This is a genomic window from Acetonema longum DSM 6540 (assembly GCF_000219125.1).
In the GTDB taxonomy this organism is placed as follows: Bacteria; Bacillota; Negativicutes; order Sporomusales; family Acetonemataceae; genus Acetonema; species Acetonema longum.
Genome location: NZ_AFGF01000121.1, coordinates 16674 through 41330 on the forward strand (window position 1 = coordinate 16674; position 24657 = coordinate 41330).

22 protein-coding genes and 1 pseudogene are annotated in these 24657 nt (G+C 49.6%); 22 read left to right on the plus strand and 1 reads right to left on the minus strand.

Annotated features, from left to right (window positions below):
• The first annotated feature begins 108 nt into the window (after positions 1–108).
• The 16 genes from ALO_RS12920 (at position 109) to floA (ending at position 17220) form a co-directional block, all read left to right on the plus strand.
• Positions 109–573, plus strand: a complete 465-nt coding sequence (locus ALO_RS12920; RefSeq protein ID WP_004096652.1) for a hypothetical protein — start codon at positions 109–111, stop codon at positions 571–573.
• An 88-nt stretch (positions 574–661) separates the two neighbouring features.
• Positions 662–2458 carry a translation elongation factor 4 gene (gene lepA, locus ALO_RS12925; protein ID WP_004096653.1) on the plus strand — a complete coding sequence of 599 codons (1797 nt, stop codon included), beginning with the start codon at positions 662–664 and terminating at the stop codon, positions 2456–2458.
• Positions 2459–2461: 3 nt separating this feature from the next.
• Positions 2462–3640 carry a radical SAM family heme chaperone HemW gene (hemW, locus tag ALO_RS12930; protein ID WP_004096654.1) on the plus strand — a complete coding sequence of 393 codons (1179 nt, stop codon included), beginning with the start codon at positions 2462–2464 and terminating at the stop codon, positions 3638–3640.
• A 140-nt stretch (positions 3641–3780) separates the two neighbouring features.
• Complete coding sequence (gene hrcA, locus ALO_RS12935) at positions 3781–4806, plus strand: heat-inducible transcriptional repressor HrcA (protein WP_004096655.1); 1026 nt, start codon at positions 3781–3783, stop codon at positions 4804–4806.
• 95 nt (positions 4807–4901) lie between these two features.
• On the plus strand, positions 4902–6494 hold the full coding sequence (locus ALO_RS12940) for a TCP-1/cpn60 chaperonin family protein (protein WP_004096657.1): 1593 nt from the start codon (positions 4902–4904) through the stop codon (positions 6492–6494).
• Between the two features lie 31 nt (positions 6495–6525).
• The gene (gene grpE / locus ALO_RS12945; protein ID WP_004096663.1) at positions 6526–7065 is read left to right on the plus strand and encodes a nucleotide exchange factor GrpE; all 540 of its coding nucleotides are present in this window, start codon (positions 6526–6528) and stop codon (positions 7063–7065) included.
• Positions 7066–7088: 23 nt separating this feature from the next.
• Positions 7089–8951, plus strand: coding sequence for a molecular chaperone DnaK (gene dnaK / locus ALO_RS12950; protein WP_004096665.1), 1863 nt, complete (start codon positions 7089–7091; stop codon positions 8949–8951).
• A gap of 26 nt (positions 8952–8977) precedes the next feature.
• Positions 8978–10117: a molecular chaperone DnaJ gene (gene dnaJ / locus ALO_RS12955; RefSeq protein ID WP_004096670.1), complete on the plus strand. Its 1140-nt coding sequence runs from the start codon at positions 8978–8980 to the stop codon at positions 10115–10117.
• Positions 10118–10147: 30 nt separating this feature from the next.
• Complete coding sequence (prmA, locus tag ALO_RS12960) at positions 10148–11092, plus strand: 50S ribosomal protein L11 methyltransferase (protein ID WP_004096673.1); 945 nt, start codon at positions 10148–10150, stop codon at positions 11090–11092.
• 1 nt (position 11093) lies between these two features.
• A complete protein-coding gene (locus ALO_RS12965; protein ID WP_004096675.1) occupies positions 11094–11828 on the plus strand; it encodes a 16S rRNA (uracil(1498)-N(3))-methyltransferase in 735 nt (244 codons plus the stop codon).
• A gap of 2 nt (positions 11829–11830) precedes the next feature.
• Entirely contained in the window at positions 11831–13123 is a 1293-nt protein-coding gene (gene mtaB / locus ALO_RS12970; protein WP_004096677.1) for a tRNA (N(6)-L-threonylcarbamoyladenosine(37)-C(2))-methylthiotransferase MtaB, read from the plus strand.
• A 123-nt stretch (positions 13124–13246) separates the two neighbouring features.
• Positions 13247–13594 (plus strand): histidine triad nucleotide-binding protein, encoded by a 348-nt coding sequence (locus ALO_RS12975; protein WP_040293417.1) that lies wholly within the window; start codon positions 13247–13249, stop codon positions 13592–13594.
• A gap of 100 nt (positions 13595–13694) precedes the next feature.
• Complete coding sequence (rpsU, locus tag ALO_RS12980; RefSeq protein ID WP_004096679.1) at positions 13695–13874, plus strand: 30S ribosomal protein S21; 180 nt, start codon at positions 13695–13697, stop codon at positions 13872–13874.
• A gap of 111 nt (positions 13875–13985) precedes the next feature.
• On the plus strand, positions 13986–14435 hold the full coding sequence (locus ALO_RS12985; RefSeq protein ID WP_004096680.1) for a GatB/YqeY domain-containing protein: 450 nt from the start codon (positions 13986–13988) through the stop codon (positions 14433–14435).
• 455 nt (positions 14436–14890) lie between these two features.
• Complete coding sequence (locus tag ALO_RS12990) at positions 14891–16222, plus strand: NfeD family protein (RefSeq protein ID WP_004096681.1); 1332 nt, start codon at positions 14891–14893, stop codon at positions 16220–16222.
• Positions 16222–17220: a flotillin-like protein FloA gene (gene floA / locus ALO_RS12995; protein WP_004096683.1), complete on the plus strand. Its 999-nt coding sequence runs from the start codon at positions 16222–16224 to the stop codon at positions 17218–17220. Before ALO_RS12990 ends, floA begins: the two co-directional genes overlap by 1 nt.
• Positions 17221–17702: 482 nt before the next feature.
• Here floA and ALO_RS22125 read toward each other — a convergent pair.
• Positions 17703–17801 (minus strand): annotated as a pseudogene (locus ALO_RS22125) (IS3 family transposase); the annotation flags it as partial.
• Positions 17802–17916: 115 nt separating this feature from the next.
• On the opposite strand from ALO_RS22125, the gene ALO_RS13005 reads away from it, so the two are divergent.
• The 6 genes from ALO_RS13005 to ybeY all read left to right on the plus strand — a co-directional run bounded on the left by ALO_RS13005 (position 17917) and on the right by ybeY (position 24656).
• Positions 17917–19446, plus strand: coding sequence for an ATP-binding protein (locus tag ALO_RS13005; protein ID WP_004096688.1), 1530 nt, complete (start codon positions 17917–17919; stop codon positions 19444–19446).
• Between the two features lie 131 nt (positions 19447–19577).
• Positions 19578–19856, plus strand: coding sequence for a sporulation protein YqfC (gene yqfC / locus ALO_RS13010; RefSeq protein ID WP_004096689.1), 279 nt, complete (start codon positions 19578–19580; stop codon positions 19854–19856).
• An 11-nt stretch (positions 19857–19867) separates the two neighbouring features.
• A complete protein-coding gene (yqfD, locus tag ALO_RS13015) occupies positions 19868–21037 on the plus strand; it encodes a sporulation protein YqfD (protein ID WP_004096691.1) in 1170 nt (389 codons plus the stop codon).
• Positions 21038–21088: 51 nt separating this feature from the next.
• Positions 21089–22063, plus strand: coding sequence for a PhoH family protein (locus ALO_RS13020; protein ID WP_004096694.1), 975 nt, complete (start codon positions 21089–21091; stop codon positions 22061–22063).
• Positions 22064–22099: 36 nt separating this feature from the next.
• Positions 22100–24208 (plus strand): HD family phosphohydrolase, encoded by a 2109-nt coding sequence (locus ALO_RS13025; protein ID WP_004096695.1) that lies wholly within the window; start codon positions 22100–22102, stop codon positions 24206–24208.
• Positions 24183–24656, plus strand: coding sequence for an rRNA maturation RNase YbeY (gene ybeY, locus ALO_RS13030; RefSeq protein WP_004096696.1), 474 nt, complete (start codon positions 24183–24185; stop codon positions 24654–24656). The genes ALO_RS13025 and ybeY overlap by 26 nt, the downstream gene beginning before the upstream one ends.
• Position 24657 lies beyond the last annotated feature (1 nt).

Here is a 24657-nt window from a genome sequence, read left to right on the forward strand (position 1 = left end):
GGAAACGCAAGCATCGTTTCTCTTACCTGACATCTGAACCTTTTTGAACGATTCCTGTTTCGAGGCTGTGGATAGGACAAACTCCTAGAACGATTGGAGTGACTTTTATTGTTTGTTCGTTTGGACATGCGGGATTTAAATATGTTTGGCCGGGGGATAGCGATTTTTTTCTGTGTGGTCATTCTGGGACTGATTGTGACGGAAATGCAGATCAATAACCTGACCCATTGGCAGGAATCGGTCAGAGTCTGCCGTGTGGAACGGGATGTGATGGGGAGGTATGCGGCCTGGCTGCTGGGCAATTACTATGATGTGCATGTTTCTTATCAGATGGCGAGATTAACCCAGCAGGACTCTTATTTGATTGTAGATGCCGGCGGCTATCGGATATTCATACCCACAAAAGTAACATTGGATAGTTCTGATTGGCTGCCTGGCTTGGAACGCGGCATTCGCTGGTGCGAAAAACAGATGCGCGCCGGTGCGGAATATATCTGGGAATGGTCCTGTCCATTGAAACCAGTGATAGAGCAGGCGATCTTCAATTTCGCCGTCTGGCTTAAAAGCCTCTGAATTTTATTGCGGCAATGCTTGCAGACCTTGTCCAGCAAATGGTATAATTCATTAGTGTATTGAATGCTAAAACGGAGGTCTGTGGCTGTTGGATACGTCGCATATTCGCAATTTCTGTATTATTGCCCATATTGATCATGGGAAATCCACGCTTGCGGATCGGTTGCTGGAGTATACCGGTACTTTGTCGGCCCGGGAAATGGAAGATCAGATCTTAGATCAAATGGACCTGGAGCGTGAACGGGGCATTACCATTAAGGCCCAGGCCGTAAGGCTCACATATACCGCTAAAAACGGCGAAACTTATATGTTGAACTTAATTGATACACCGGGGCATGTGGACTTCACCTATGAAGTATCCCGCAGTCTGGCGGCCTGTGAAGGCGCCTTGCTGGTCGTTGACGCAGCACAGGGCATTGAGGCTCAAACCCTGGCTAATGTGTATCTGGCGTTGGATCATGATTTAGAAATCATTCCCGTTATTAATAAAATCGATCTGCCCAGCGCCGAACCGGAAAAGGTAAAAAATGAAATTGAAGAAGTCATCGGCTTGGATACTTCGGATGCGGTTCTTGCCAGTGCTAAAACTGGGATTGGCATTGAAGAAATTTTAGAAGCTATTGTCAAAAAAATCCCGCCTCCCGGCGGTAAAGTCAACAACCCCCTGCAGGCCTTGATTTTTGACTCTCACTTTGACGCCTATAAAGGAGTCATTGTTTATGTGCGCGTCTTTGAAGGACGAGTTGCACCCGGTATGACCATCAAATTTATGGCCACTGACAAACGATTCGAGGTTACTGAAGTAGGTATTTTCCGTCCATATTTAATGAATGTGGATGAATTGGAAGCGGGTCAAGTAGGTTTTGTGGCCGCCAGCATTAAAAATGTCAAGGATACCCGGGTCGGGGATACGGTGACTGATGCTGACAATCCAACACAAGCGGCTCTGCCAGGATACCGGAAAATTACTCCCATGGTGTATTGCGGCTTGTATCCGGTTGACAGCACAGACTATGATACTCTTAGGGATGCCTTGGACAAGCTGAAACTGAACGATGCTTCTCTGGTCTATGAGCCGGAAACCTCCATTGCGTTAGGCTTTGGCTTTCGCTGCGGCTTCCTGGGATTATTGCACATGGACGTGATCCAGGAACGCTTGGAACGGGAATATAATCTGGACCTGATCACCACTGCTCCCAGTGTTATTTATAAAGTGTATAAAACTGACGGCGAGGTGCTGGATATTGACAATCCGGCCCGGATGCCCACTCCTCAGGAAATTGACCATATCGATGAGCCTTATGTTAAGGCTGTTGTCATCGTACCCAATGACTTCGTGGGAGCGGTCATGGAACTGTCCCAGGAAAAACGGGGCGAATTTAAAGATATGAAATATCTGGATACGACCCGTGTGATGATTACCTATCATATCCCTTTGAGCGAGATCATTTACGATTATTTTGATCGGCTGAAATCCTCTACCAGGGGATATGCCTCCCTGGATTATGAATTGATCGGTGATTTTAAATCTGACTTGGTTAAACTGGACATCTTGCTGAACGGTGAGCCGGTGGATGCTCTTAGTGTTATTGTCCATCGCGACAAAGCGGCCTTCCGGGGACGCATGCTGGCCGAAAAACTTAGAGAAATAATTCCCCGCCAAATGTTTGAGATACCTATTCAGGCAGCTATCGGCAATAAGGTCATTGCCCGTGAAACGGTAAGAGCCATGCGCAAGGATGTGCTGGCCAAGTGTTACGGCGGCGATATCACGCGTAAGCGCAAATTGCTGGAAAAACAAAAGGAAGGCAAGAAGCGAATGAAACAGGTGGGCAGCGTGGAACTACCCCAGGAGGCCTTTATGGCCATCCTGAAAATGGATTGATCTATGAATGCAGAAATTCTAAATTCAATGGAAGCGGCTCAAAACAATCTGGGACTCTATATTCATATCCCATTTTGCCGTCAAAAGTGCTATTACTGTGACTTTGTTTCATATACAGATAGTGAGGCAATATTTCCGGATTATGTCGCCGCCTTGTGTCGGGAAATCGCCGACCAGGGCGGTCTTTTCACGCACCGACGGATTGACACTGTCTATATTGGCGGCGGTACGCCGACGTTATTGACTGATTCTTTGGTGACGCAGATCATGGAGACTCTCTCCGGCCATTTTCATTTAACAAACAATGCGGAAATTTCTATGGAAGCCAATCCGGGTACGGTTGATCGAGTAAAATTAAAACTCCTGCGCAGCCTGGGCATCAACCGAATCAGCTTTGGCGTACAGGCCTTTCAGGACCGTTTGCTCAAGATGCTGGGAAGAATTCATACAGCTCAAGAAGGACGGGAAGCAGTTGTTTGGGCGCACCAAGCCGGCTTTGATAATATCAATATTGACCTGATGCTTGGATTGCCCGGGCAGGTGATGAGCGATCTGAAGGATAGCATTGCCATAGCCTGCAGTCTGGGTGTCCGGCATATATCAGCCTACTCCTTAACAGTCGAACCGACCACTATCCTGGCGAACCAGCTCAGCCGGGGGCTACTGCATCTTCCGGCAGAAGAGGCGGAAACCGACATGTATGAGTATGTTACGGAAGTCTTACCTCAGCTGGGCTATAATCGCTATGAAATTTCCAACTACGCCCAGAGCGATTACGAATGCCGGCATAATCTGAAGTATTGGCATTATCAACCTTACATCGGTATAGGTGCTGCCGCTTATTCCTTTCTGGGAGATAAAAGAATGGCCAATAACGATCATGTGGCGGAGTACATTGAACGAATTCGCCAAGGGGCATCGCCGGTGGCGGAGACAGAAATCATTCCCAACCCGATAGCGATTGCCGAATATACCTTTTTGGCGATGAGAACAATACAGGGCCTCTGCTTCTCTGATTTTTCCGATCGTTTTGGCATGGATTTTCAAGAATATTACCGGGATGTACTGCCGAAGCTAATCAATAAACAATTATTGATTCTAACAGACCGAAGTGCTTTTTTATCATCCGCCGGACTGAAATACAGCAATCAAATTTTTGCCGATTTTCTGCCGGAAGAATAGCGCAAAGAGCCTTTAGAATGGGCACCCATTGAATTTGCGGAAATATCCTTGACATCGACCCAAACAAATGGTATTTTTTTAATAGGCGTTAGCACTCGTTTGAGTTGAGTGCTAACAATGAGCGCACGGGAGTGGGTAATATGCTCGATGAACGAAAACGCAAGATTTTGCAGGCGATTATTGAAGATTATGTTTCCACTGCCGAACCGATAGGCTCCCGTACTATTGCGCGGAAATATGAATTGGGCATCAGCCCCGCAACCATCCGGAATGAGATGGCGGATTTAGAACTTTTAGGCTATTTGGAACAGCCCCACACCTCGGCGGGACGCATTCCTTCCGCCAAGGGCTACCGTTTTTACGTAGACTGCCTGCTGTCCCCCCATCGCATCTCAGAAAATGATATTGTGATGATTAATCATTGGTATCAGGCAAAAGCCAGACGGGTTGACGAGGTATTCCAAGAGACTGCCAAAATATTGTCCCGGATGACCCGTAACGTGTCTTTGGTGCTGGCGCCGCCTGTGGATCAGTGTACGTTCAAATATCTCCAGTTTCTGCCCTTTGATGAGCAGCGAGTAATTGTCCTGATTGTAACCAATACCGGCTTAATAGAAAACAAGCTGATGGAAATTCCGGAAGGCACCTCGCTGCAAGACCTGCAGCGCATTGCTGCCGCTTTTAACGATCGCTTATACGGAGTCTCTTTTGATCAGATTAAAAAATCACTGTTTCAGGAAATCCAGCAGCATATTTTGCCTGATCCGGCGGTGGTGGACGGTGCCTTGGAAGTCATTCGCCAGATAGTGAGTGAAAAAAACCAAAAGGTCTACATGGGAGGCGCAGCCCAATTACTCAATCAGCCTGAGTTCCGCGACGTAGATAAAGTGCAGAATCTGCTGGCTACTTTAGAGGAAGAAAAAGTACTGTTTGACATCTTTCAAATGCATGACAGTGATGGTGTCGTCGTTACCATTGGCGGCGAAAATAAATACAGCGGCATCCAGAACTGCAGCATGGCTCAGGCCACTTACCGGATTGATGGGCAGGTCGTGGGGGCTGTGGCTATTTTGGGACCTACCCGGATGGAATACGCTAAAATTATGGCGGTATTAGACTTTATGCATAGTCATTTGGGGGAGGTGCTCAAAAAATATGGCATATAGCAGGGAACCGTTGAGAAAGACTCATCAGCGTACTTCAACTATGAACGGTTCTTGGATTCGAGGCGCAGCTGAGCTCATAGAATGGGGATGACAGTATGAACTTAAAGCAAGCCGGCAGTGGAGCGGAGGTTGATGAGCGGCTAGCGGCATTGCTGACCAATGCCAATGCGGTGAGAGCAACCACTGCTGCCATTGAAGGAACGATAGGCCCCAAGGGTCTGGATACCATGCTGGTAGACCGTTTCGGCGAAGTGATCATCACAAATGACGGTGTTACCATCCTTGACAAAATGGATGTCAACCATCCGGCAGCCAAGATGTTGATTAATACTGCCAAGGCACAGCAATCCGAAGTGGGAGACGGCACAACCACGACCACTCTCCTGGCCGGAAGTTTGGTGGCGGAAGGCGTAAATCAAGTGATGCGCGGCGTTCCGGTAGCCCGTGTGATCGAAGGGGTAAAACATGGCGTAGCGGCCGCTCTGGAAAGAATTCGAACGCGCAGCCGGCCCATGGACGATTTGAACAGTCTGGTGCTGCGACAGATTGCAATGATTGCCGGGCGGGAACATACCGATATCGCCGATTTGGTGGTGGAAGCTGCTCGATTGGTCGGCAGAGAGAAATTAGCCGAGCCTGCCTTCCGTCTGTCAGAAACCATTACCGCGGAAGAAGGGGCGGAAAATGAAGTTTTTCTGGGAGTCGTCATTGATAAGGAAAGAATGAATAAAGAAATGCCGGTGAAACTGACCGACGTTAAGGTTTTGTTGATTGACGACGCGCTGGAGCCGGAAGAAATGAGCGATGAAGCCTTAGGTACGGAGTCTGGATTTAAACGTTACATAGAATTACAGGAAGAATTTAAAGCCAATATGCGTAAAATAGTGGATATGGGGATTAAAGCGGTTTTGGTGGACCGGGGCGTCCATGACGCGGCCGAGGAAATCCTGACTGATGCAGGGGTTCTGGTGGTCCAACGAGTGGCAGCCAAAGATTTGCGCCGGGCGGCGGACCATACCGGCGCCCGCATGGTAAAACGAACCGGTCTCAAGAAAGATCCGGAGGATATGGAAAAATATCTGGGCTATGCCTCCCAGGTGTTTGAAGATGAAAAACTGGAGCAGATCCGCATCCTGGGCGGCAAGGGCAAGCCCATGGCCACGATTGTGGTAGGGGCGGCAACTCAGGAAATCGTCGGCGAGCGGGAACGAATCGCCAAAGACGCGGCTTCCAGTGTGCAGGCAGCCGTAAAGGCTGGTTATGTTCCCGGGGGAGGCGCTTTAGAGATTATGGTGGCCCATGAGGTGGAAAAGCACCGGGAACAGGTGAAAGGCATGGCGGCTTATGGCGTGGATTGCGTCGTAAACGCTTTGAAGCAGCCTTTATCGCAGATCGTCGAAAATGCCGGCTACAATCCCCTGGAAAAAGTGGAAGACGTAACTGTCTCCCAGGTCAGATCCGGCAAGGACAGTCTGGGAGTGGACTGCGATACAGGGCAGATTATTGATATGCTGGAAACAGGGGTGGTAGATCCCACATTAGTAAAGGTCCATGCAGTGAGAGCGGCCGGTGAGGTGGCCGTGGCCATCCTGCGCATTGATACCATTATTAAAAAGCGGGAAGAAGGCGCTAACGCGGCCAAAGGCGCGGGCAGCGAGATGAAAGAAACCGGCATGCCGGACTTTTGACTTCTTAACTTGTATAACGAGGTGAAGAACTTTGACAGAAAAAGAAGAGACAGTGCAACAGGCGGCAGGCTCTGATACTTGTCCCCCTGAAACCGGTAGTGTTACCGACTCGGCGGAGTTGACAGCCGTAATCGAGGAAAAAGACCGTCTGCTGGCAGATTGGAATGATCGATATATGCGGCTTCAGGCCGACTTCGATAATTTCCGACGCCGAACGCGTCAAGAAAAGGAAGAGTTGTCGGCAGTGGTTACAGAAGACCTGGTTTTCCGGTTGCTGCCCGTCATCGATAATTTTGACAGAGCTTTGGCGGCAGGGCAAAGCCAGGATGCCGCCGGCATCCGGTCCGGGATAGAGATGATTTACCGCCAGCTTCAAGCCGTCCTGGAAAAGCTGGAAGTAAAACTGATTGAGTCTGTAGGAACACAATTTGACCCCAAGCTGCATGAAGCGGTGATGCGAGTGGAAGATGAGGCTCAGCCTGATGGCATGATCATTCAGGAACTGCAAAAAGGATATATGGTAAAAGAAAAAATTATTCGACCCAGTATGGTAAAAGTAGTCGGCCACTAGGGCACATTAAGGAGGAACAATTTATGGCAAAAGTAATAGGAATAGATTTAGGGACTACCAATTCGGTGGTGGCATTTATGGAGGGTGGCGAGCCGGTGGTCATCGCTAATACAGAAGGCAGCCGCCTGACTCCTTCCGTTGTAGGATTTTCCAAAACCGGTGAACGCTTGGTGGGGCAATTGGCCAAACGTCAGGCTGTATCCAACCCGGACCGGACCATTAGTTCCATTAAGCGGCATATGGGTACTAGCCATAAGGTAAAGATAGATGACAAAGAATATACCCCCCAGGAAATCTCGGCGATGGTCCTGCAAAAGCTGAAAACCGACGCGGAAAACTATCTGGGACAGAAAGTAACCCAGGCGGTTATTACCGTACCGGCCTATTTCTCCGACAGCCAGCGTCAGGCCACCAAAGATGCCGGCGCCATTGCGGGTCTGGAAGTGCTGCGGATTATCAATGAGCCTACGGCGGCGGCTTTGGCTTACGGCCTGGATAAAGGCGAAGACCATACCATTTTGGTCTTTGACTTAGGCGGAGGGACCTTTGACGTTTCCATCCTGGAACTGGGCGACGGCGTGTTTGAAGTGAAGGCTACCAGCGGCAATAACCGTTTGGGCGGTGACGATTTCGACGAGCGTGTTATGAATTGGCTGGTTGACGAATTTAAGAAGGAAACCGGTATGGACCTGTCGGGAGACCGTATGGCCATGCAAAGACTCCGGGAAGCGGCGGAAAAGGCGAAAATTGAACTGTCCGGCGTGCTGACCACCAACATCAATCTGCCCTTTATCACCGCGGATCAAACCGGACCCAAACACCTGGACGTGAATTTGACCCGGGCTAAGTTCGAAGAACTTACGGCTGATCTGGTGGAAGCTACCATGGGACCTGCCCGCCAGGCCCTGCGTGATGCCGGTCTGGAGCCCAAAGATATTAATAAGGTCATTCTGGTAGGTGGTTCTACCCGAATTCCGGCCGTCCAGGAAGCTATCAAAAAGTTTTTGGGCAAAGAGCCTTTTAAAGGGGTTAACCCGGATGAATGCGTCGCTGTGGGCGCCGCCATTCAGGCGGGCGTACTGGTGGGCGAAGTGAAGGACGTACTGCTCCTGGATGTTACGCCTCTGTCTTTGGGCATCGAGACGCTAGGCGGGGTATTTACCAAGATCATTGACCGAAATACCACTATTCCTACGGCCAAGAGCCAGATCTTCTCCACTGCCTCTGACAGTCAGCCTTCGGTAGACATCCATGTGCTGCAGGGCGAACGGGAAATGGCCCGCGACAATAAAACTCTGGGGCGGTTCGAATTGGGCGGCATTCCTCCCGCTCCCCGGGGCGTGCCTAAGATCGAAGTGACTTTTGATATCGATGCCAACGGTATCGTGCATGTATCCGCCAAAGACCTCGGTACCGGCAAAGAACAAAAGATTACGATCACTTCTTCCGGCGGTTTGGATAAAAATGAAGTAGAACGCATGGTCAAGGAAGCCGAAGCCAACGCGGCGACGGACAAGAAACGCAAAGAAGAGGTTGAGGTCCGCAATAACGCCGACTCCCTGGTATATCAGGCCGAAAAAACAATCAAAGAAATGGGCGACAAAGCTGATAAGGGAAAAATCGAAAGCATTCAGACAGCTGTTGACCGGCTGAAGAAAGCCATGGAAGGCAGCGACCTGGAAAAGATCAAAGCCGAAACCGAAGAATTGTCCAAACCGTTGTATGAATTGGCTGCGGAAATGTATAAAAATGCCGAAGGCGCAAACGCTGGTTCCGACGCGGCCGGGTCTCAGGGGTTTAGCGCCGGCGCCGAAGGGCAAGACTCGGCCAAAGGCGAAAAAGTCGTTGATGCCGAATATAAAGTGGTGGATGACGACAAGAAATAATTCGCTTGGGACGGTGTGTGCATACTGTGAGTAAACGAGACTATTACGAAGTATTAGGCGTATCCAAGCAGGCTTCTGACGACGAATTGAAAAAAGCGTATCGCAAGCTTGCCCGGCAATACCATCCTGATGTGAATCCTGACAATAAAAAGGAAGCAGAAGAAAAATTCAAAGAAGTCAATGAAGCCTATGAAGTCTTGTCCGATCCGCAGCGTCGCGCGCAGTATGACCAGTTTGGTCATGCTGCGTTTGACCCGTCTCAGGGCGGCGGCGCTAATGGGTTCGGCGGGAATGCCGGCGGTTTTGGCGATATCTTTGATATGTTTTTCGGCGGCCAATCCCCCTTTGGCGGTGGCGGCCGGCGACAAGGTCCGGAAAAAGGCTCTGACCTGCGATTTGATATGGAAATTACCTTCGAGCAAGCCGCTTTTGGCGCAGAAATTGAAATTCAGCTCCCCAGGACCGAGGATTGCCCGTCCTGCCAGGGAACCGGCGCGGCGCCCGGTACTCATCCGGAGACATGTCCTGTCTGTCATGGCAGCGGACAGACACAGGTCGTTCAAAACACGATTTTTGGCCGTATGGTGAATGTAAAAACCTGCGATCGCTGTCACGGCGAAGGAAAAATCGTATCGAGTCCCTGCAAGGAATGCCGCGGCCAGGGGAAAGTGCGCCGCAACCGGAAAATCTCCGTAAAAATCCCGGCGGGCGTGGATACCGGCTCCCGGCTGAGAGTTCCTCGCGAAGGCGAGTCCGGACTGCGTGGCGGTCCTTCCGGTGACTTATATGTTTATATTTTCATTAAGCCGCACAAACTGTTTACACGGGAAGGCGCCGATGTGATCTGTGAAGTTCCTATCAGCTTTGTGCAGGCTGCTTTGGGCGACGAAATGGATGTTCCCACTCTGGACGGAAAAGTAACTATGCGCATTCCGGAAGGGACACAATCCGGAACCATTCTCCGGATGAAAGGGCGAGGAATTCCCTTTCTGCGAGGCAATGGACGGGGTGATCAGCTGGTAAAGGTCAAAGTGGTAACCCCTCAAAAATTAAATGATCGCCAGCGTGAACTTCTTATGGAATTGGGGAAGGCCGGCGGCGAGAATATCAACCCTGAAGAAAAAGGATTCTTTAAAAAAATGAAGGATGCTTTTGGGTCGATGTAGCGAGAACCGGGTCTACAGGGGGGCATGTGCATGAAATGGGCTGAAATCAGCATCCAGACAACCCATGAGGCTACTGAAGCAGTAGCCAATATTTTTCACGACATTGGCGCCAGCGGAGTTGTGATCGAAGACCCGGAACTGATCAACTCCTACCGACGTTCGGGGACCTGGGAGTATTGCGATATCCCCGAAAGCGAGGACACGGAAAATGTGGTTGTCAAGGCGTATCTGCCGGATGACGACTTATTGGACGACAAACTTCGCCTCTTTGAGCACCGTGTGAATGAGTTAGCTTTGCATGATATTGACAAAGGGCAAGGCACGATTCAACGCCGGGAAGTCCAGGATGAGGACTGGGCTCTTTCCTGGAAGAATTATTTTCATCCGGTCAAAGTAGGGGAAAAAGTCGTCATCAAACCGTCCTGGGAGGAATTAGAGCCGCTGCCTGATGATATCGTGGTAGAACTGGACCCGGGAATGGCTTTTGGCACCGGGACCCATGCCACTACCTCCATGTGTATCCGGGCGCTGGAAGAATTGGTCAAGCCGGAAGCCGGCATGACTGTGTTCGATGTAGGCACAGGTTCAGGCGTATTGGCCATTGTCTGCGCCAAATTAGGCGCAAAAATGGTTCAGGCAGTCGATCTTGACACCGTGGCCGTGCGGGTTGCCGCCGAGAATGTCGCGGCCAACCATGTGACGGACCGTGTCACTGTATTGGCTGGAGACCTGCTGTCCGGCGTCAGCGGCAAGGCTGACCTGATTGTCGCCAATATCATTGCCGATGTGATTATTCACATGCTGCCCATGGTGAGAGAAAAGTTAACTGTCGGCGGTTTCTTTGTCGCCAGCGGCATTATTGTCGAAAGGCTGGCGGATGTGACTGCGGCCATGCAGGAGCAAGGATTTCAAATGGAAAAAGTGATCGAAGAAGGTGGATGGGCGGCCATTGTCGCCAGTCAGAGGAAGGGCTGATATGCACCGTTTTTTTCTGGAGAGCTTGCTGGCTGACACCGTGTATATTTATGGGGAAGATGCACACCATATCACACGAGTGCTGCGCCTGAGTCCCGGCGATACCATCGAAATAGTTGGCCGGGACGGAGAAGCGGCGTTAGGATCCATTGCTTCTGCCGACCCCAAGGAAGTGGAGGTTCAGCTCCGGGCAAGACTGGCAGGGTCTCATGAACCATCCGTGGAAGTCATATTGGCCCAAGGTCTGCCTAAGGGGGATAAAATGGACTTCATCATACAAAAGACTGTCGAGCTGGGGGTTGGCAAAATCATCCCCTGGACCGGACAGCATAGTGTAGTGCAGTACAATAAGGACAAGGAAGCCGGCAGAGTCAGCCGATGGCAGAAAATCGCCGCCGAAGCGGCTAAACAATGCAAACGGAATCGTATTCCTGCGGTTGAACCAGTGCAGACTTTAGCGGATATATTGGCGCAGGCAGACCGGAATACCCTAAAGATTATGTTTTATGAACAGGAACGGGTATTGGGCCTTAAGCAGGTGTTATCAGATCAGAAACGAAACTCCTTTTTACTGCTGGTGGGACCGGAGGGCGGCTTTAGCGCCGATGAACTGAATTTATGCCGCCAGCACAATGTGAATGTAACCACTCTGGGGCCACGGACCCTGCGTACGGAAACGGCTGCCTTAGCTGGTATAACCGCAGTGATGTATGAGTGCGGAGATTTGGGAGGGTAATAGTGCCGACCGTCGCTTTTGCTACCTTGGGTTGCAAAGTCAACCAATTTGAAACTGAAACGTTGGAAGGACTCTTTGTCAGCCGGGGGTATGAACTAGTTGCTTTTCAGGACTATGCGGATGTCTATGTCATCAATACCTGTTCCGTGACCCATATCGGCGAGAAAAAATCCCGCCAATTGATCCGGCGGGCCAGTAAACAGAATCCTGCTGCCGCAGTCGTGGTAACCGGCTGTTACGCTCAGATTGAACCGGGAACCATTGCCGGCATCCCCGGCGTGGACGTGGTGGTGGGCACCCAGGACCGGCAGAAGATAGTAGATATCGTGGAAGAACATGTGAAAACCAGCCTGCCGATCAATGCGGTAAGAAGCATCATGGAAGCGGACCATTTTGAGGATATTCCCCTCCATATTAAACAAAACCGTACGCGGGCTTTTCTTAAGATACAGGAAGGGTGCCGAAATTACTGCACCTATTGCATTATTCCCTATACCAGGGGGCCCCTTCGCTCCCGCTCTTTGGAAAGTATTTTGGCAGAGTGCCGTAAACTGGTGGCAGCCGGATTTCAGGAAATCGTTTTAACCGGCATCCATCTGGGAGCTTACGGAAAAGGCCTGGAAGAGAATGTTTCTTTGACTGATGTGGTGCGGTCGATTTTAGGCGTGGAGGGATTGGCGCGTTTACGGCTGGGGTCCCTGGAGTCCCTTGAAGCTGACCAGCCCCTGATTGATCTGATGCTGCAGGATGAGCGGTTATGCCGTCATTTGCACCTGCCTCTTCAATCCGGCAGTGATGAGATTTTACGGCGCATGAACCGTCATTATACCTGTGAACAATATGCTCAACTGATCAGACAGATTCAGCGGCAGGTTCCGGATATCGCTATTTCCACTGATGTCATTATCGGCTTTCCCGGTGAGACTGAGGAACTCTTTCGGGAGACCCTGGCTTTTATTACTCAAATGCCTTTCGCCAAAGTCCATATTTTCCCCTATTCCCGCCGCAAGGGTACTCCGGCTGCGAACTTTACCGGTCAGGTTTCGGAAGCGGAAAAAAAATGCCGCTTTTTGGCGTTGCAAGAGGCATCCGAGCAGATAGCCATTGAATTTCGCCAGACTTTTATCGGACAGCATGAGAAGGTTCTGTGGGAAGGTTGTACGGATGGTATACTAGAGGGCCTGACCGGCAACTATATTCGGGTTTATGCTGACGGTCATTCTTCTATGCCTGGCAGAGTAGATAAAGTTTGCCTGACAAGAACGTTCCAGGACGGGATATGGGGTCAATTATAGCCTATAGCGTGATCTGTATAGTCGGGCTCTATCTTTTTCACAATATTTTGGCAGGAAAATTTCATTTGAAACAGAATGTAGATAATACATGGTCGTGCATATCCCGGAACGGAGGGAGGTGCTCTGGTGCAGGACTGTTTATTTTGTAAAATCGCAGCCCAAAAGATACCAGCTAAGATTGTTTATCAGGACGAACAGATTCTGGCTTTTCACGATATTAATCCCGCCGCGCCGGTTCATGTGCTGGTAATACTCAAAAGGCATGTGGCCGATCTTACGGAATTATCGTCGGGGGATGAATCCCTTGTTGGACATATCATGCTAAAGCTCCCGCTGATCGCTGAACAATTGGGAATTGCCCAGGATGGATTTCGCGTGGTCATTAATACGAAAGATAACGGCGGACAGACGGTTCATCATTTACACTATCATATTCTGGGTGGAAGATTTATGCAATGGCCGCCAGGCTGAGCGATTCCGGTTGACAATGATTGGCACTATCGTGTATAATTTTTTGAGTATATTGTTACAAATATGCTCCCCTAGGTCTGTGTGGAGGGAGGGATATCAGATGTCAGAAGTCAAAGTGGGAAAAAATGAGTCATTAGACAGTGCGCTCCGCAGGTTTAAACGGACCTGCCAGAAGGCTGGCGTCCTTTCTGAGGTTCGGAAGCGCGAGCATTACGAAAAACCCAGTGTAAAGCGCAAAAAGAAATCCGAAGCAGCTCGTAAACGTAAGTTCAAAGCATAATTGCATCTCCTATAGTTCATACACACGGTAACTTTATCCCTTCGCATATCCCGGCGCCGGACTGAGGGGCTGTCCTACCTCATAATACTGATTCAGGGTTCGGAGGTATCTATGTCGATAAAAGAGCAGTTAATCGAAGATATGAAGCAGGCCATGAAGGATAAAGAGGCGGGGAAACTCCGCTTATCAGTCATCCGCATGACAAGAGCCAGTATAAAAAATGTTGAGATTGACCGCAAAAAAGAGCTTTCCGATGAGGAAGTCATTGAAGTCCTGGCCAAAGAAGTCAAAATGCGCCGGGACGCCATGGAAGAGTTTCGGAAAGGGAACCGGCCTGATTTAGTGGAAAACCTGGAACAGGAAGTTCAGGTCCTGATGCAATATCTCCCCCAGCAAATGACTGAGTCGGAAGTGCGTCAGGCGGTTACGGCCGCGATCCAGGAAACCCAGGCTAAGGGCGCTAAAGAGATGGGCAAGGTCATGGCCGTGCTCATGTCTAAAATCAAGGGCCGTGCGGATGGCAAACTGGTCAACTCCATAGTAAAAGAATTGTTAGGTTAAACTCCGGGTCCGGCGCCGCATAGGCGCCGGATTTTGTTATCATTTGATTTAGCGGAAAATAAAAAAATATAAGACAAGCCGAAGCTTGTCTTATAACAGTTAAGTAGAAGCATAGATTATACATGAGTAATAATTGCTAAAGATGTTATACTATGGGCGTGCCGCATAAATTGCTTTGTTTAGTCTGTATGAAAGGTTGTCAAGTGCAATCAAGAAAGTGTGTGAACAGAACTATTATTGATAGTACATTAGCTGGATATTAGAAATGACAAACTTCACTTAACCTCATTAACAGTTTATCATACGTATTTCGACAAGTCAAGACAAAATAATTCATTACATGATTTTTAAGCTGTAGGTACTCTTTTTCTTCAACAGGGAAAGGGAATGGTATATTTTGCGGCGAAATAGGATATATTGCAATCTTGTAAGTTGATAACAAGGAGTGTCAACCGTTGAGAATAAAACGATTTCTGCGATTCTTTTCTCTTGTCTCTCTATGGTTAGCCCTATTGTTTCTGCCATATCCCGGTTATGCGGAGCAGCGGCCGGTCATCGTCATTCAGATCAAGGGAGAAATTGATGCCGGGCAGGCAGCCCTCGTGCAACGCGCCTACCATGAGGCCAAAGACCGAAATGCCCAGGCTGTGCTGATGGAGATTGACACATTTGGCGGGGCAGTAGATGCGGCGGTTCAGATTCGCGATGTAGTGATCGATTCACCCCTTGAGACGATTGTTTATATCAAAAACCGGGCATGGTCGGCTGGTGCGCTGATCTCTCTCTCCCACAAACATATCGCCATCGCGCCGGGAGGAAGTATTGGCGCGGCAGAACCGATTCCGACCACCGAAAAAACGGTTGCTGCCCTCAAGGCGGAATTTGCGGCCACCGCCTCTAAAACCGGTCGCAATGCCCAAGTTGCTGAAGCCATGGTTGACAAATCCCTGGGTTATCCCGGCTATGTAGAACCCGGCAAGATATTGGCATTAACCGACTATCAGGCCAAAGAAGTGGGTTACGCTGATCTGATCGCCAGCGAAAGAGCCACTGTCCTGGCTCACTATTCATTAGGCGATGTTCCGGTCATAGAGCATGTCCTGGGCTGGCAGGAGAGGGCGGCCGGGTTACTGTCCAACCCTACAGTTAAATCCTTGCTGCTGTCTGTTCTCTTTTTAGCCGTCATGACGGAAATAAAAACAGCCGGAATGGGGGTTGCGGCGATTGTCGGCCTGGTCGCGGCAGGTCTGTTCTTTGGCAGTCAATGGATCACTGGCCTGGCTGGCTGGCTGGAAATCTTACTGTTTTTACTCGGCATTGTCTTTGTGCTGTTTGAATTGTATACGCCCGGCCTGGGACTGTTCGGTATAACCGGCGTTGGCTGCATTTTGGTCAGTTTGTTCCTAACTCTGGGTGGAGGGCTCGGCGCCTTGAATATTCTGGCTGTCAGCATTATCATCTCTTTGCTTTTATTTTTGCTGATCCTGCGATTTCTGCCCTCGAGCCGGCTCTGGGCCAAAATGGTGCTGAAAGAGTCAGAAGATACTCAATCAGGCTATGTGAGCGGCATTGATTACAGCATTTACCTCGGACGCACCGGCAAGGCTTTGACATTATTGCGCCCGGCCGGCACCGTTGAAATTGACGGTGTACAGCTGGATGTCATATCCGGGGGGCAATTTATTAACCCCGGTTCTATAGTAAAGGTGGTGGATGTTTCAGCAAACCGAATCGTGGTTAAACCTTTGCCCCATACTAATACTATTAATGAGGAGGAGCAGAATTAATGTTAAGTGGCTTAATCGGCAGTGTGGTGATTCTATTCTTATTTTTCATCGGTGTTTCGCTCTTTTTGCATTTTGTTCCCATCGGACTGTGGATTTCGGCTATTGCCGCCGGGGTGCACGTAGGGATTTTTGATCTGGTTGGTATGCGGCTGCGCCGGGTACCGCCTTCTCAAATCGTTCTGCCTTTGATTAAGGCTAATAAAGCCGGCCTGCAGGTCAATGTCAATCAGCTGGAGGCTCATTATCTGGCCGGCGGCAACGTGGACAGGGTGGTAGATGCCTTGATCGCGGCTCACCGCGCACAGATACCGCTTCCCTTTGAGCGTTCCGCCGCCATTGACCTGGCCGGCCGTAATGTTTTAGAGGCCGTGCAAATGAGCGTAAATCCCAAAGTCATTGAAACACCGGTAGTATCCGCTGTTGCCAAAAACGGCATTGAACTAAAAGTGAAGGCCCGGGTAACGGTACGGGCCAATATCGATCGCCTGGTGGGCGGTGCCGGTGAAGCGACGATTATCGCCCGGGTAGGCGAGGGTATCGTCACCAGCGTCGGTTCGGCGGAAGATCATAAGCACGTTTTGGAAAATCCTGACGACATTTCCCGTACAGTCCTTGGCAAAGGCTTAGATGCCGGCACGGCATTTGAAATCCTGTCCATTGATATTGCCGACGTGGACGTAGGACGCAATATCGGTGCAGAATTGACCACTGACCAGGCTGAGGCCGACAAACGGATTGCCCAGGCAAAAGCCGAGGAACGCCGGGCTATGGCGGTTGCCCGTGAGCAGGAAATGCAGGCATACACTCAGGAAATGCAGGCGAAAGTGGTGGAAGCGGAAGCTGAGATCCCTCACGCATTGGCCATGGCGCTGCAGGAAGGCCGCATGGGAGTATTGGATTACTACAACATGAATAACATACTGGCCGATACAAAAATGCGGGAAACACTTGCCAAGGAAGGGCCAGCGACTAGTACAATCACGCCGCCCAAGCCATAATGCGGTGATTCTATGGACTTAAATTTTCTACTGTTACTGTTGTTTGTCTTATACATCCTGCCGGAACTCTTACGGTTGGGCAAAAAGAAAAAAACTCCCCAGCCTCACCCCCGACCTCAGGCGCCTGATCGGCCAGACAGAAGCCCTGAAATAGTTAGGGAGAGGTATGCTGTCAAAATACACAGCAGAACATCCACGGAACCTCACACAATTCCCATGGCTTCGCCGCTGCCCGCCGCCCCTGAAGTTCCTGTATTCAACCCACAGGACGCTGCAGTGTCGGATGCGGCTCGGTCAGGAAAGATGGACCGGGCAACCTTGATCAATGCGGTCATGTACGCTGAAATCCTTGCCGCGCCCCGGGCGATAAAGCCGTTTCGGGCACGGGGTGATTGGCGGAAGCGGTAAGAGAGGCTTAGGCTAGTGATTATGATTTTTGGATATAGTGAGATGAAAGCCGTAAAAAGTAATGAGGTACCTTCAGGAATTCGGTAGCCGTTGGTGGCATGAATCCGCTGGCGGTTATAAAAGATTTCCACATATTCAAATACTGCGGAGCGGGCCTGTTCACGCGTTTGAAATTTTTCTGCCATTTCTATAACGGGGTTTCCCCGTTATTTTTTTTATCTTTTTGCACACACTAAAAATAATTGCCTGTAATTTGCATCCGACCGCAAAATAAAAGGGGGCGAGCGCATGACCGGGTACAAAGGGCGTCTGACTTACGCTAAAGGTACTTATGTAGAATTTGTCGTTGCTCCTGATCAAGAGGTTGATTTTGGCGATATACTGGTGGTAGAAGGGAAAAACGGCGACAGGTTCTATATTCGGGCTCATGATTTTAAGGTTAAGTCCCGCTGGTCCGGCATTAACGGGGTCAATTATCTGATGAGCAAGCTGGATGAAAACGGGCAGGCTGATCAGGAAGAGCTTGCCTTTTATCTGGGAGGCAATCATACCGTTAAAATCGCTATGGCGGAACAATTGTGCTATTCTGATGCCGCAGGTTCCCTGTTTAATCCCAAAACCTGCCCTGACTTCTTCTGTGAAGTAAGGGGGCTGGACAGCGATGACTCGGCTTTGCTTTCGGAATTAAAGGGAGATCTGGAATTTGGCTTATTGAAGAGCGGCCGCGGGGTGATTTCCCTGCCGGTGGGTATTTACGGGGCCAAATCCATTCCGGAACACATGGGGATTTTCGGCACTACCGGATCGGGAAAAAGTAACTTGGTAAAAGTACTGGCCAGTTCACTGTTAGGCAATGGCGCTTACGGTTTATTGATTTTTGATGTGCATAACGAATATTTTCAGGATTTAATCAAGCATCCCATGGCCCAGGAACGCCTGTCGGTATATAACGTCAATCCTTACTCCCCTCATGAAATGAAGCTGGGAGTCGGTTTTGCCGACATTGAGCCGGAGGATATTACTGCCTGCGCTTCTTTTACGGAGCCCCAGATGGATGCATTGTATAAATTATCCTCGGTCTGGCAGGATCAGTGGGTATCCAATGTGCTGCAGTATGATGTGGCGGATATTGCCGACGAACTGGCCGGATGCACCGGGCAAAAATTTCAGTCCCGAACCTTGAGCAAGATTAAAAGTGTTTGTTGGAATCTGCAGCAGGAGTTTAAAATGGAGCCGGAGGGGCCGTCCTCGGTCGGTTCTATTCTGGCAGACCTGCGGCAGGGGAAAGTGGTTCTGGTTGAACTCAAAAATGTCTCCAATGTGGGAGAACAAGCCTTATCGACGCTTCTGTCCCGCAAAATCCTTCAGCACAGCGCCGCTATGGGATTGGAGGAAAAAGACCAGGCCAAACCGGTATTGATCGTGCTGGAGGAAGCTCACCGCTTTTTAGGGAAAAAAGAGTATACCAGCAATAACACTTTTGCTCAATTAGTCAGCGAGGCTAGGAAGTTTAACGTGGGATTATGCGTGGTGGATCAGCAGCCCCGGCTCTTAGCCGACAAAGTGCTGTCCCAGCTGAATACCTTATTTATTCTGGGCCTGGCGGCCAAAGGCGACCGCAATAAACTGGAGGCTATGTGCCGCAAAGACATTTTGCAGCAGCGCAATGAGATAAAGAATCTGGACTGCGGCGAAATGATCGTAGCCACAAACTATATGCGGTTCGCTGCTCCGGTGAAGGTGCATAAACTGGAAGATTATCTGGAGAGGTGGACTCAGGAGGCCATGCCGGCCGTTTCCGGAAACGCGCCGCTATAGCGGCTATAATGGCAGAAAAGCAATAGATAGATGAGATAAGACCATCGCATATGATGGTCTTTTTGCATAATGTAAGGAAAGGTGATGAATTAAAGGGGAGATTCATATATTCGTGTATAAGGGGGAGTGTTATGCAATTCCATAATAAAAAAAGATTGCTGCAAATCGCCAGACTTCTTGAATTTCCTCAGGACATTCTGCTGGATCTGCCACGGATCACCCTGGTGGGCAACATGCAGTTGTTGGTGGAGAATCATAAAGGAATTGTGGAATATACACCTTCCCTGGTCCGCATACAACTACACCAGGAAGGGTTAATTATTCGAGGGAATGATCTGGTGTTAAGCAATCTCCAGTATGACCAATTGCTGATAGAGGGATGCATTAAGGAATTACACTATGGGGATTAGGAGGGGCGCCTGTGTTATTGCATAAATTGCGGATGTATGCTAATGGTTCGGTTCGCATCGAAATTGTCGGCAGGATGCCTGAACGATTCATTAATTTATGCATGGCGCAGGAAATTTATTTATGGGGCATAATAGAAACTGAGAACAAATTATATGCCTATGTGCTATTGCCTGATTTTTTCCGCATCCGGCCCTTGGTAAAAAAGAGCCAGTGCCGTATCCGGGTACTGGGTTATCGCGGTTTGCCCTTTCTCATGAAACGAATCAAACGCCGCAAGATGATGGTGGTTGGTTTTGTCTTGTTCCTGACTGTCTTGCAGATTCTCACGTCCTATATCTGGTTTATTGATATAACCGGCGTGAAAACCGTATCCCGGGAGGCCCTGCAGAACGTTCTCACTACCAATGGTTTACGGATTGGCGCGGTAAAACATCATATTCAGGTTAAAGCGGTTGAAAATGCTATTGAGACGAGTATTCCGGAAGTGGCCTGGGTGGGACTGACCTTTCAGGGGACCCGGGCAATGATCGAGATTGTAGAAAAGACGACGGCTAAAGAGGAAGACAAATCTCCCGCTGATATCGTAGCCCTCAGGGACGGTATCGTGACCGAAGCCATTGTGCTGACTGGAGAACCCATGGTAAAAAAAGGAGACACCGTCAGAAAAGGCGATGTCCTGATTCGGGGCATGACCGAGCAGCAGCCGGTTCGCGCCAAAGGCATCATCAAAGCCCGCACCTGGTATGAAAGTTACAGTGAGGCCGGATTCGTGGAGGAGAAGCGGGAACGGACCGGTAGACGGCTGGTTTCTGTTATACTACATTGCGGGGACAGAGAGATCATCTTCAATAAGATTGCGGATCAGCCTTTCGCTCTCTATGAAACCGAGTTCATCCGGAAAAAAGCGCCTCAGTGGAGGAATAGCTCCTTAGCTGTCGAATGTACTATAAAACTCTATCATGAACTTACAGCCACAGTAATAACCTATACCCAGGAACAAGTACAGGATCATGCCAAGGCCGAAGCTCTGGCGGTCATTAATCAAACTCTGCCGGAATCGGCCGAAATATTGACCCGTACCGTTACCGTGCTGCAAACGCCGGAAACCGATCTGATCCGGGTGAAGGTGACTATGGAAGCAATGGAGGATATCGGAGTCACCAGTAAAGCGCCATTATGACGCGATGGCTTAGATGAAGTCAAAGCAAAAAATCAACCGGGAGGACATTATTTGCTGCAGGAAGAGGAAAAACGCATTTCTTTCAACGATCATCAGGAAGCAATAGCGGTCCTGGGGCGCAATGACGAACACTTAGGGATCATCAACCGGCATTTCGACAGCCGGGTGGTAACCCGGGGCGATGAAATTGCCATTACCGGATCGGCTGATGATGTTCAGAAAGTGCACCGGGTTTTTACCGAGCTTTTATATCTGTACCGTAAAGGAAACCCTGTTACATCCCATGATGTGCGTTACAGTATACGGACCATCAAGGAAGGACGCGAAGAACATTTGCATCAGATGCTTGCCGACCTGGTTTTGGTCACAGCCAAGGGGCGCCAAATTCGTCCCAAGACCATTGGACAGGGAATCTATCTGGAAGCCATTCGCCAGAATTATATTACCTTTGGGATAGGACCTGCCGGAACCGGGAAAACTTATCTGGCCGTGGCGATGGCAGTTTTTTCCTTGAAAAATAAGGAAGTGGAGAGGATTATCCTGACCAGGCCGGCAGTGGAGGCCGGCGAGAAGCTGGGATTTTTGCCCGGCGATCTGCAGGAAAAGGTAGATCCTTATCTGCGGCCTCTTTATGATGCATTATATGATATCCTGGGCAGTGAGACCTTCCAAAAATATATGAGCAAAAATATTATTGAAGTCGCTCCCCTGGCATATATGCGAGGTAGAACCTTGGATGACTCTTTTATCATCCTGGATGAGGCTCAGAATACCACTCCGGAACAGATGAAAATGTTTTTAACCCGTATGGGATTCGGTTCCAAGATGGTTATTACCGGCGATATTACGCAGATTGATTTGCCTCATGGCAATAGGTCCGGTCTTAAGACGGCCATTAGTGTGGTTTCAGGCATTAACGGGATTGATGCAATATACCTTAACGAAAGTGATGTAGTACGGCATGAAATGGTTGGAAAAATCATCAAAGCTTATGAAGAATACGATAAACGGGAAACTAAAGGATAACCCATATTTTCGGGATATTTTGGAGATGACAAGAGCATGAATCTAAATCTCGAAAAAATTCCTGCGGTATCCAATCTTTTGCAAATTCCCGCTGTACGACGCGGGCTGGCTGGCTCTGTCTTTTTTTGCTTATTTGTTATGGTCTTATCTGCGGATTTGATTACAGAGAAGGTATCGGTGGATATCGGACAAGTCAGCGAACGGGATATTGTTGCTTCTCGCACCATGTCCTATGTGAATCCTGCCAAAACCCAAAAGCTAGAGACGGAAGTGTTGGCCGGAGTTTCCGCTGTATATGATTTGGATGTATCCGTTATCGCCAGACAGGAAGAAACCGTGACGGCAGTCTATCGCGTTGTCCGGGAGCAAACCGGCGAGGCCGGTCTGACATTAGCCCAAAAAACCGAGAGTATTCTCGCCAGAATTCCGGTTCCTTTGCCGCGAACGCTGGCTGCTGACTTGGCGCAGCTGAGCCACGGGGATTTGGACGGAACGGAACCGGCCGTAAAAAACCTCTTGCGACAATATCTGCAGCGAGGCATCCGCGACAATGAGATAGAGATCATCCGCAAGCAGATTCCGGCGGAAGTGGGGCAATTGGGATTGGCGTCAAAAGAGGAAGCTGTGGTGGCCGGTATGACGCAAAATCTGCTGCAGCCAAATTTCATTTTCAATGAACGGGAAACCGATAAACGGAAAAAAGCGGCTTTGGCCAGTGTAGAGCCGGTAAGGGAGACGGTGAAGAAAGGGCAGGTTCTGGTCCGCAAGGGAGACGTTGTAACAGCGGAGCAGATTCAGATCATGGAAGAACTGGGTCTGCACCAGGGAGAACTCCAGCTAAGCCGGATCGCGGGTCTGGCCGTGCTGGTTCTGGTTCTCATTACCTTGCTGGTTTTTTATTTTTACCAATTTGCCAACCCGGTCTATCAGAGTGAGGCAAAGCTTCTTTTGATTGGATTGATTTCCTGGGTTACTTTGCTGCTGGTGAAAGTCGCTCACTACTATAGCGACTTTGCGGCGCCAATAGCTGTCGGCGGCGTGTTGACGGCTCTTTTGGTGAATCCTCGGGTAGGTCTGATCATCAGCGTGGCCTTATCGGTGCTCTTTGGCGTGATTGCCGACCAAGATCTGCGGGTGGTTACCTTTGCCCTTATGGGCAGCGTGGCCGGCGTATTCAGTGTTTCCCGGTTTACCGCTCACGGCTATAGTCTAGCCCGAGCCGGATTTTGGATCGCAGGAATCAATTGCTTGATCATTATTGCAACCGGCTGCATCGAACAAATTGACTCGGCGCTGGTCCTGCGTGAAGCGGCAAAAGGTGTGTTTAGCGGCATCGCTGCGGCGGTAATTGCCACCGGTCTCCTGCCGTATCTGGAAAATACCTTTCATATTACCACTCCGATTAAATTGCTGGATATCGCCAAGCCCAATCATCCCCTCCTGCAGCGGCTGTTATTAGAAGCGCCGGGAACCTATCACCATAGTATTTTGGTGGGAAACCTGGCCGAAACGGCAGCCGATGTGATCGGAGCGGACCCTGTTGTTGCCCGGGTTGGCGCCTATTATCACGATATCGGCAAAATTAAGCGTCCTTACTTTTTTGTTGAGAACCAAACGGATCCGGAAAATCCCCATGATAAGATTGCACCCACCCTCAGTACCCTGATCATTACCTCTCATGTGAAAGACGGGCTGGATCTGTGCCGGGAACATAAACTGCCTCAGGTGATTGCTGATATGATTCAACAACACCATGGAACGAGTCTGGTTTCTTATTTTTATAAACTGGCCACGGAAAATGAGCACAGTGAATGTATCGTGGAGGAAGATTTTCGCTACGAGGGTCCCAGACCTCAGACGAAAGAAGTCGCCTTGGTCATGCTGGCAGATGTCTGCGAAGCGGCCGTACGATCTCTGGCTAAACCCAATGTGAACCGGATCGAAGCTACCGTGCGAAAAATGATCCGGGAGCGGTTGCATGATGGTCAGCTAGATGACTGCAATCTGACGCTGCATGATCTCCAGACTATCGGAGACGTATTCATTAGAGTATTATCGAGCATGTTCCATAAGCGGATTGAGTATCCTGATATGAAAGAGTTGGAAAAGAGGAAAAAGAATGGAAATAATCATAAGCAGTTTTGACGACAGCCCGGTTCCTGCCTCGGTTACGAAGGTTATTTCCTCGGTCCTGGCGATGGCAGCGGAAGTTTACCAACTGACGCCGGGACATGAGGTCAGCGTAACCTTGGCTGACAATCAGTACATCCAGGAGTTAAACCGGGAGTACCGCGGCAAGGACAGGCCTACAGACGTGTTATCCTTTGCTTTGAATGAGGGAGATGAACCGGAAATTTTAGCAGGGCCGGACGGAATTGCAACACTGCTGGGCGATATTATTATTTCCTTAGAAATGGCTGAGTCTCAGGCCAGGGAGTACGGGCATAGCCTGGAGCGGGAGCTTGCCTACCTTACGGTCCACGGCATGCTGCACTTGCTGGGGTATGACCATGAAGAGGCAGCGGAAAAAATCCTCATGCGTCAGGAGGAAGAAAGCATCCTGTCCCGTCTGGATATCGTCAGGCAGGAATAAT

Bases quoted from the DNA above. Each gene is read 5' to 3' on its own strand.
- hemW (WP_004096654.1), top strand. From the start codon at position 2,462: ATGAATGCAGAAATTCTAAATTCAATGGAAGCGGCTCAAAACAATCTG.
- hrcA (WP_004096655.1), top strand. From the start codon at position 3,781: ATGCTCGATGAACGAAAACGCAAGATTTTGCAGGCGATTATTGAAGAT.
- ALO_RS12940 (WP_004096657.1), top strand. From the start codon at position 4,902: ATGAACTTAAAGCAAGCCGGCAGTGGAGCGGAGGTTGATGAGCGGCTA.
- dnaK (WP_004096665.1), top strand. From the start codon at position 7,089: ATGGCAAAAGTAATAGGAATAGATTTAGGGACTACCAATTCGGTGGTG.
- prmA (WP_004096673.1), top strand. From the start codon at position 10,148: ATGAAATGGGCTGAAATCAGCATCCAGACAACCCATGAGGCTACTGAA.
- ALO_RS12965 (WP_004096675.1), top strand. From the start codon at position 11,094: ATGCACCGTTTTTTTCTGGAGAGCTTGCTGGCTGACACCGTGTATATT.
- rpsU (WP_004096679.1), top strand. From the start codon at position 13,695: ATGTCAGAAGTCAAAGTGGGAAAAAATGAGTCATTAGACAGTGCGCTC.
- ALO_RS12985 (WP_004096680.1), top strand. From the start codon at position 13,986: ATGTCGATAAAAGAGCAGTTAATCGAAGATATGAAGCAGGCCATGAAG.
- floA (WP_004096683.1), top strand. From the start codon at position 16,222: ATGTTAAGTGGCTTAATCGGCAGTGTGGTGATTCTATTCTTATTTTTC.
- ALO_RS13005 (WP_004096688.1), top strand. From the start codon at position 17,917: ATGACCGGGTACAAAGGGCGTCTGACTTACGCTAAAGGTACTTATGTA.
- yqfC (WP_004096689.1), top strand. From the start codon at position 19,578: ATGCAATTCCATAATAAAAAAAGATTGCTGCAAATCGCCAGACTTCTT.
- ALO_RS13025 (WP_004096695.1), top strand. From the start codon at position 22,100: ATGAATCTAAATCTCGAAAAAATTCCTGCGGTATCCAATCTTTTGCAA.
- ybeY (WP_004096696.1), top strand. From the start codon at position 24,183: ATGGAAATAATCATAAGCAGTTTTGACGACAGCCCGGTTCCTGCCTCG.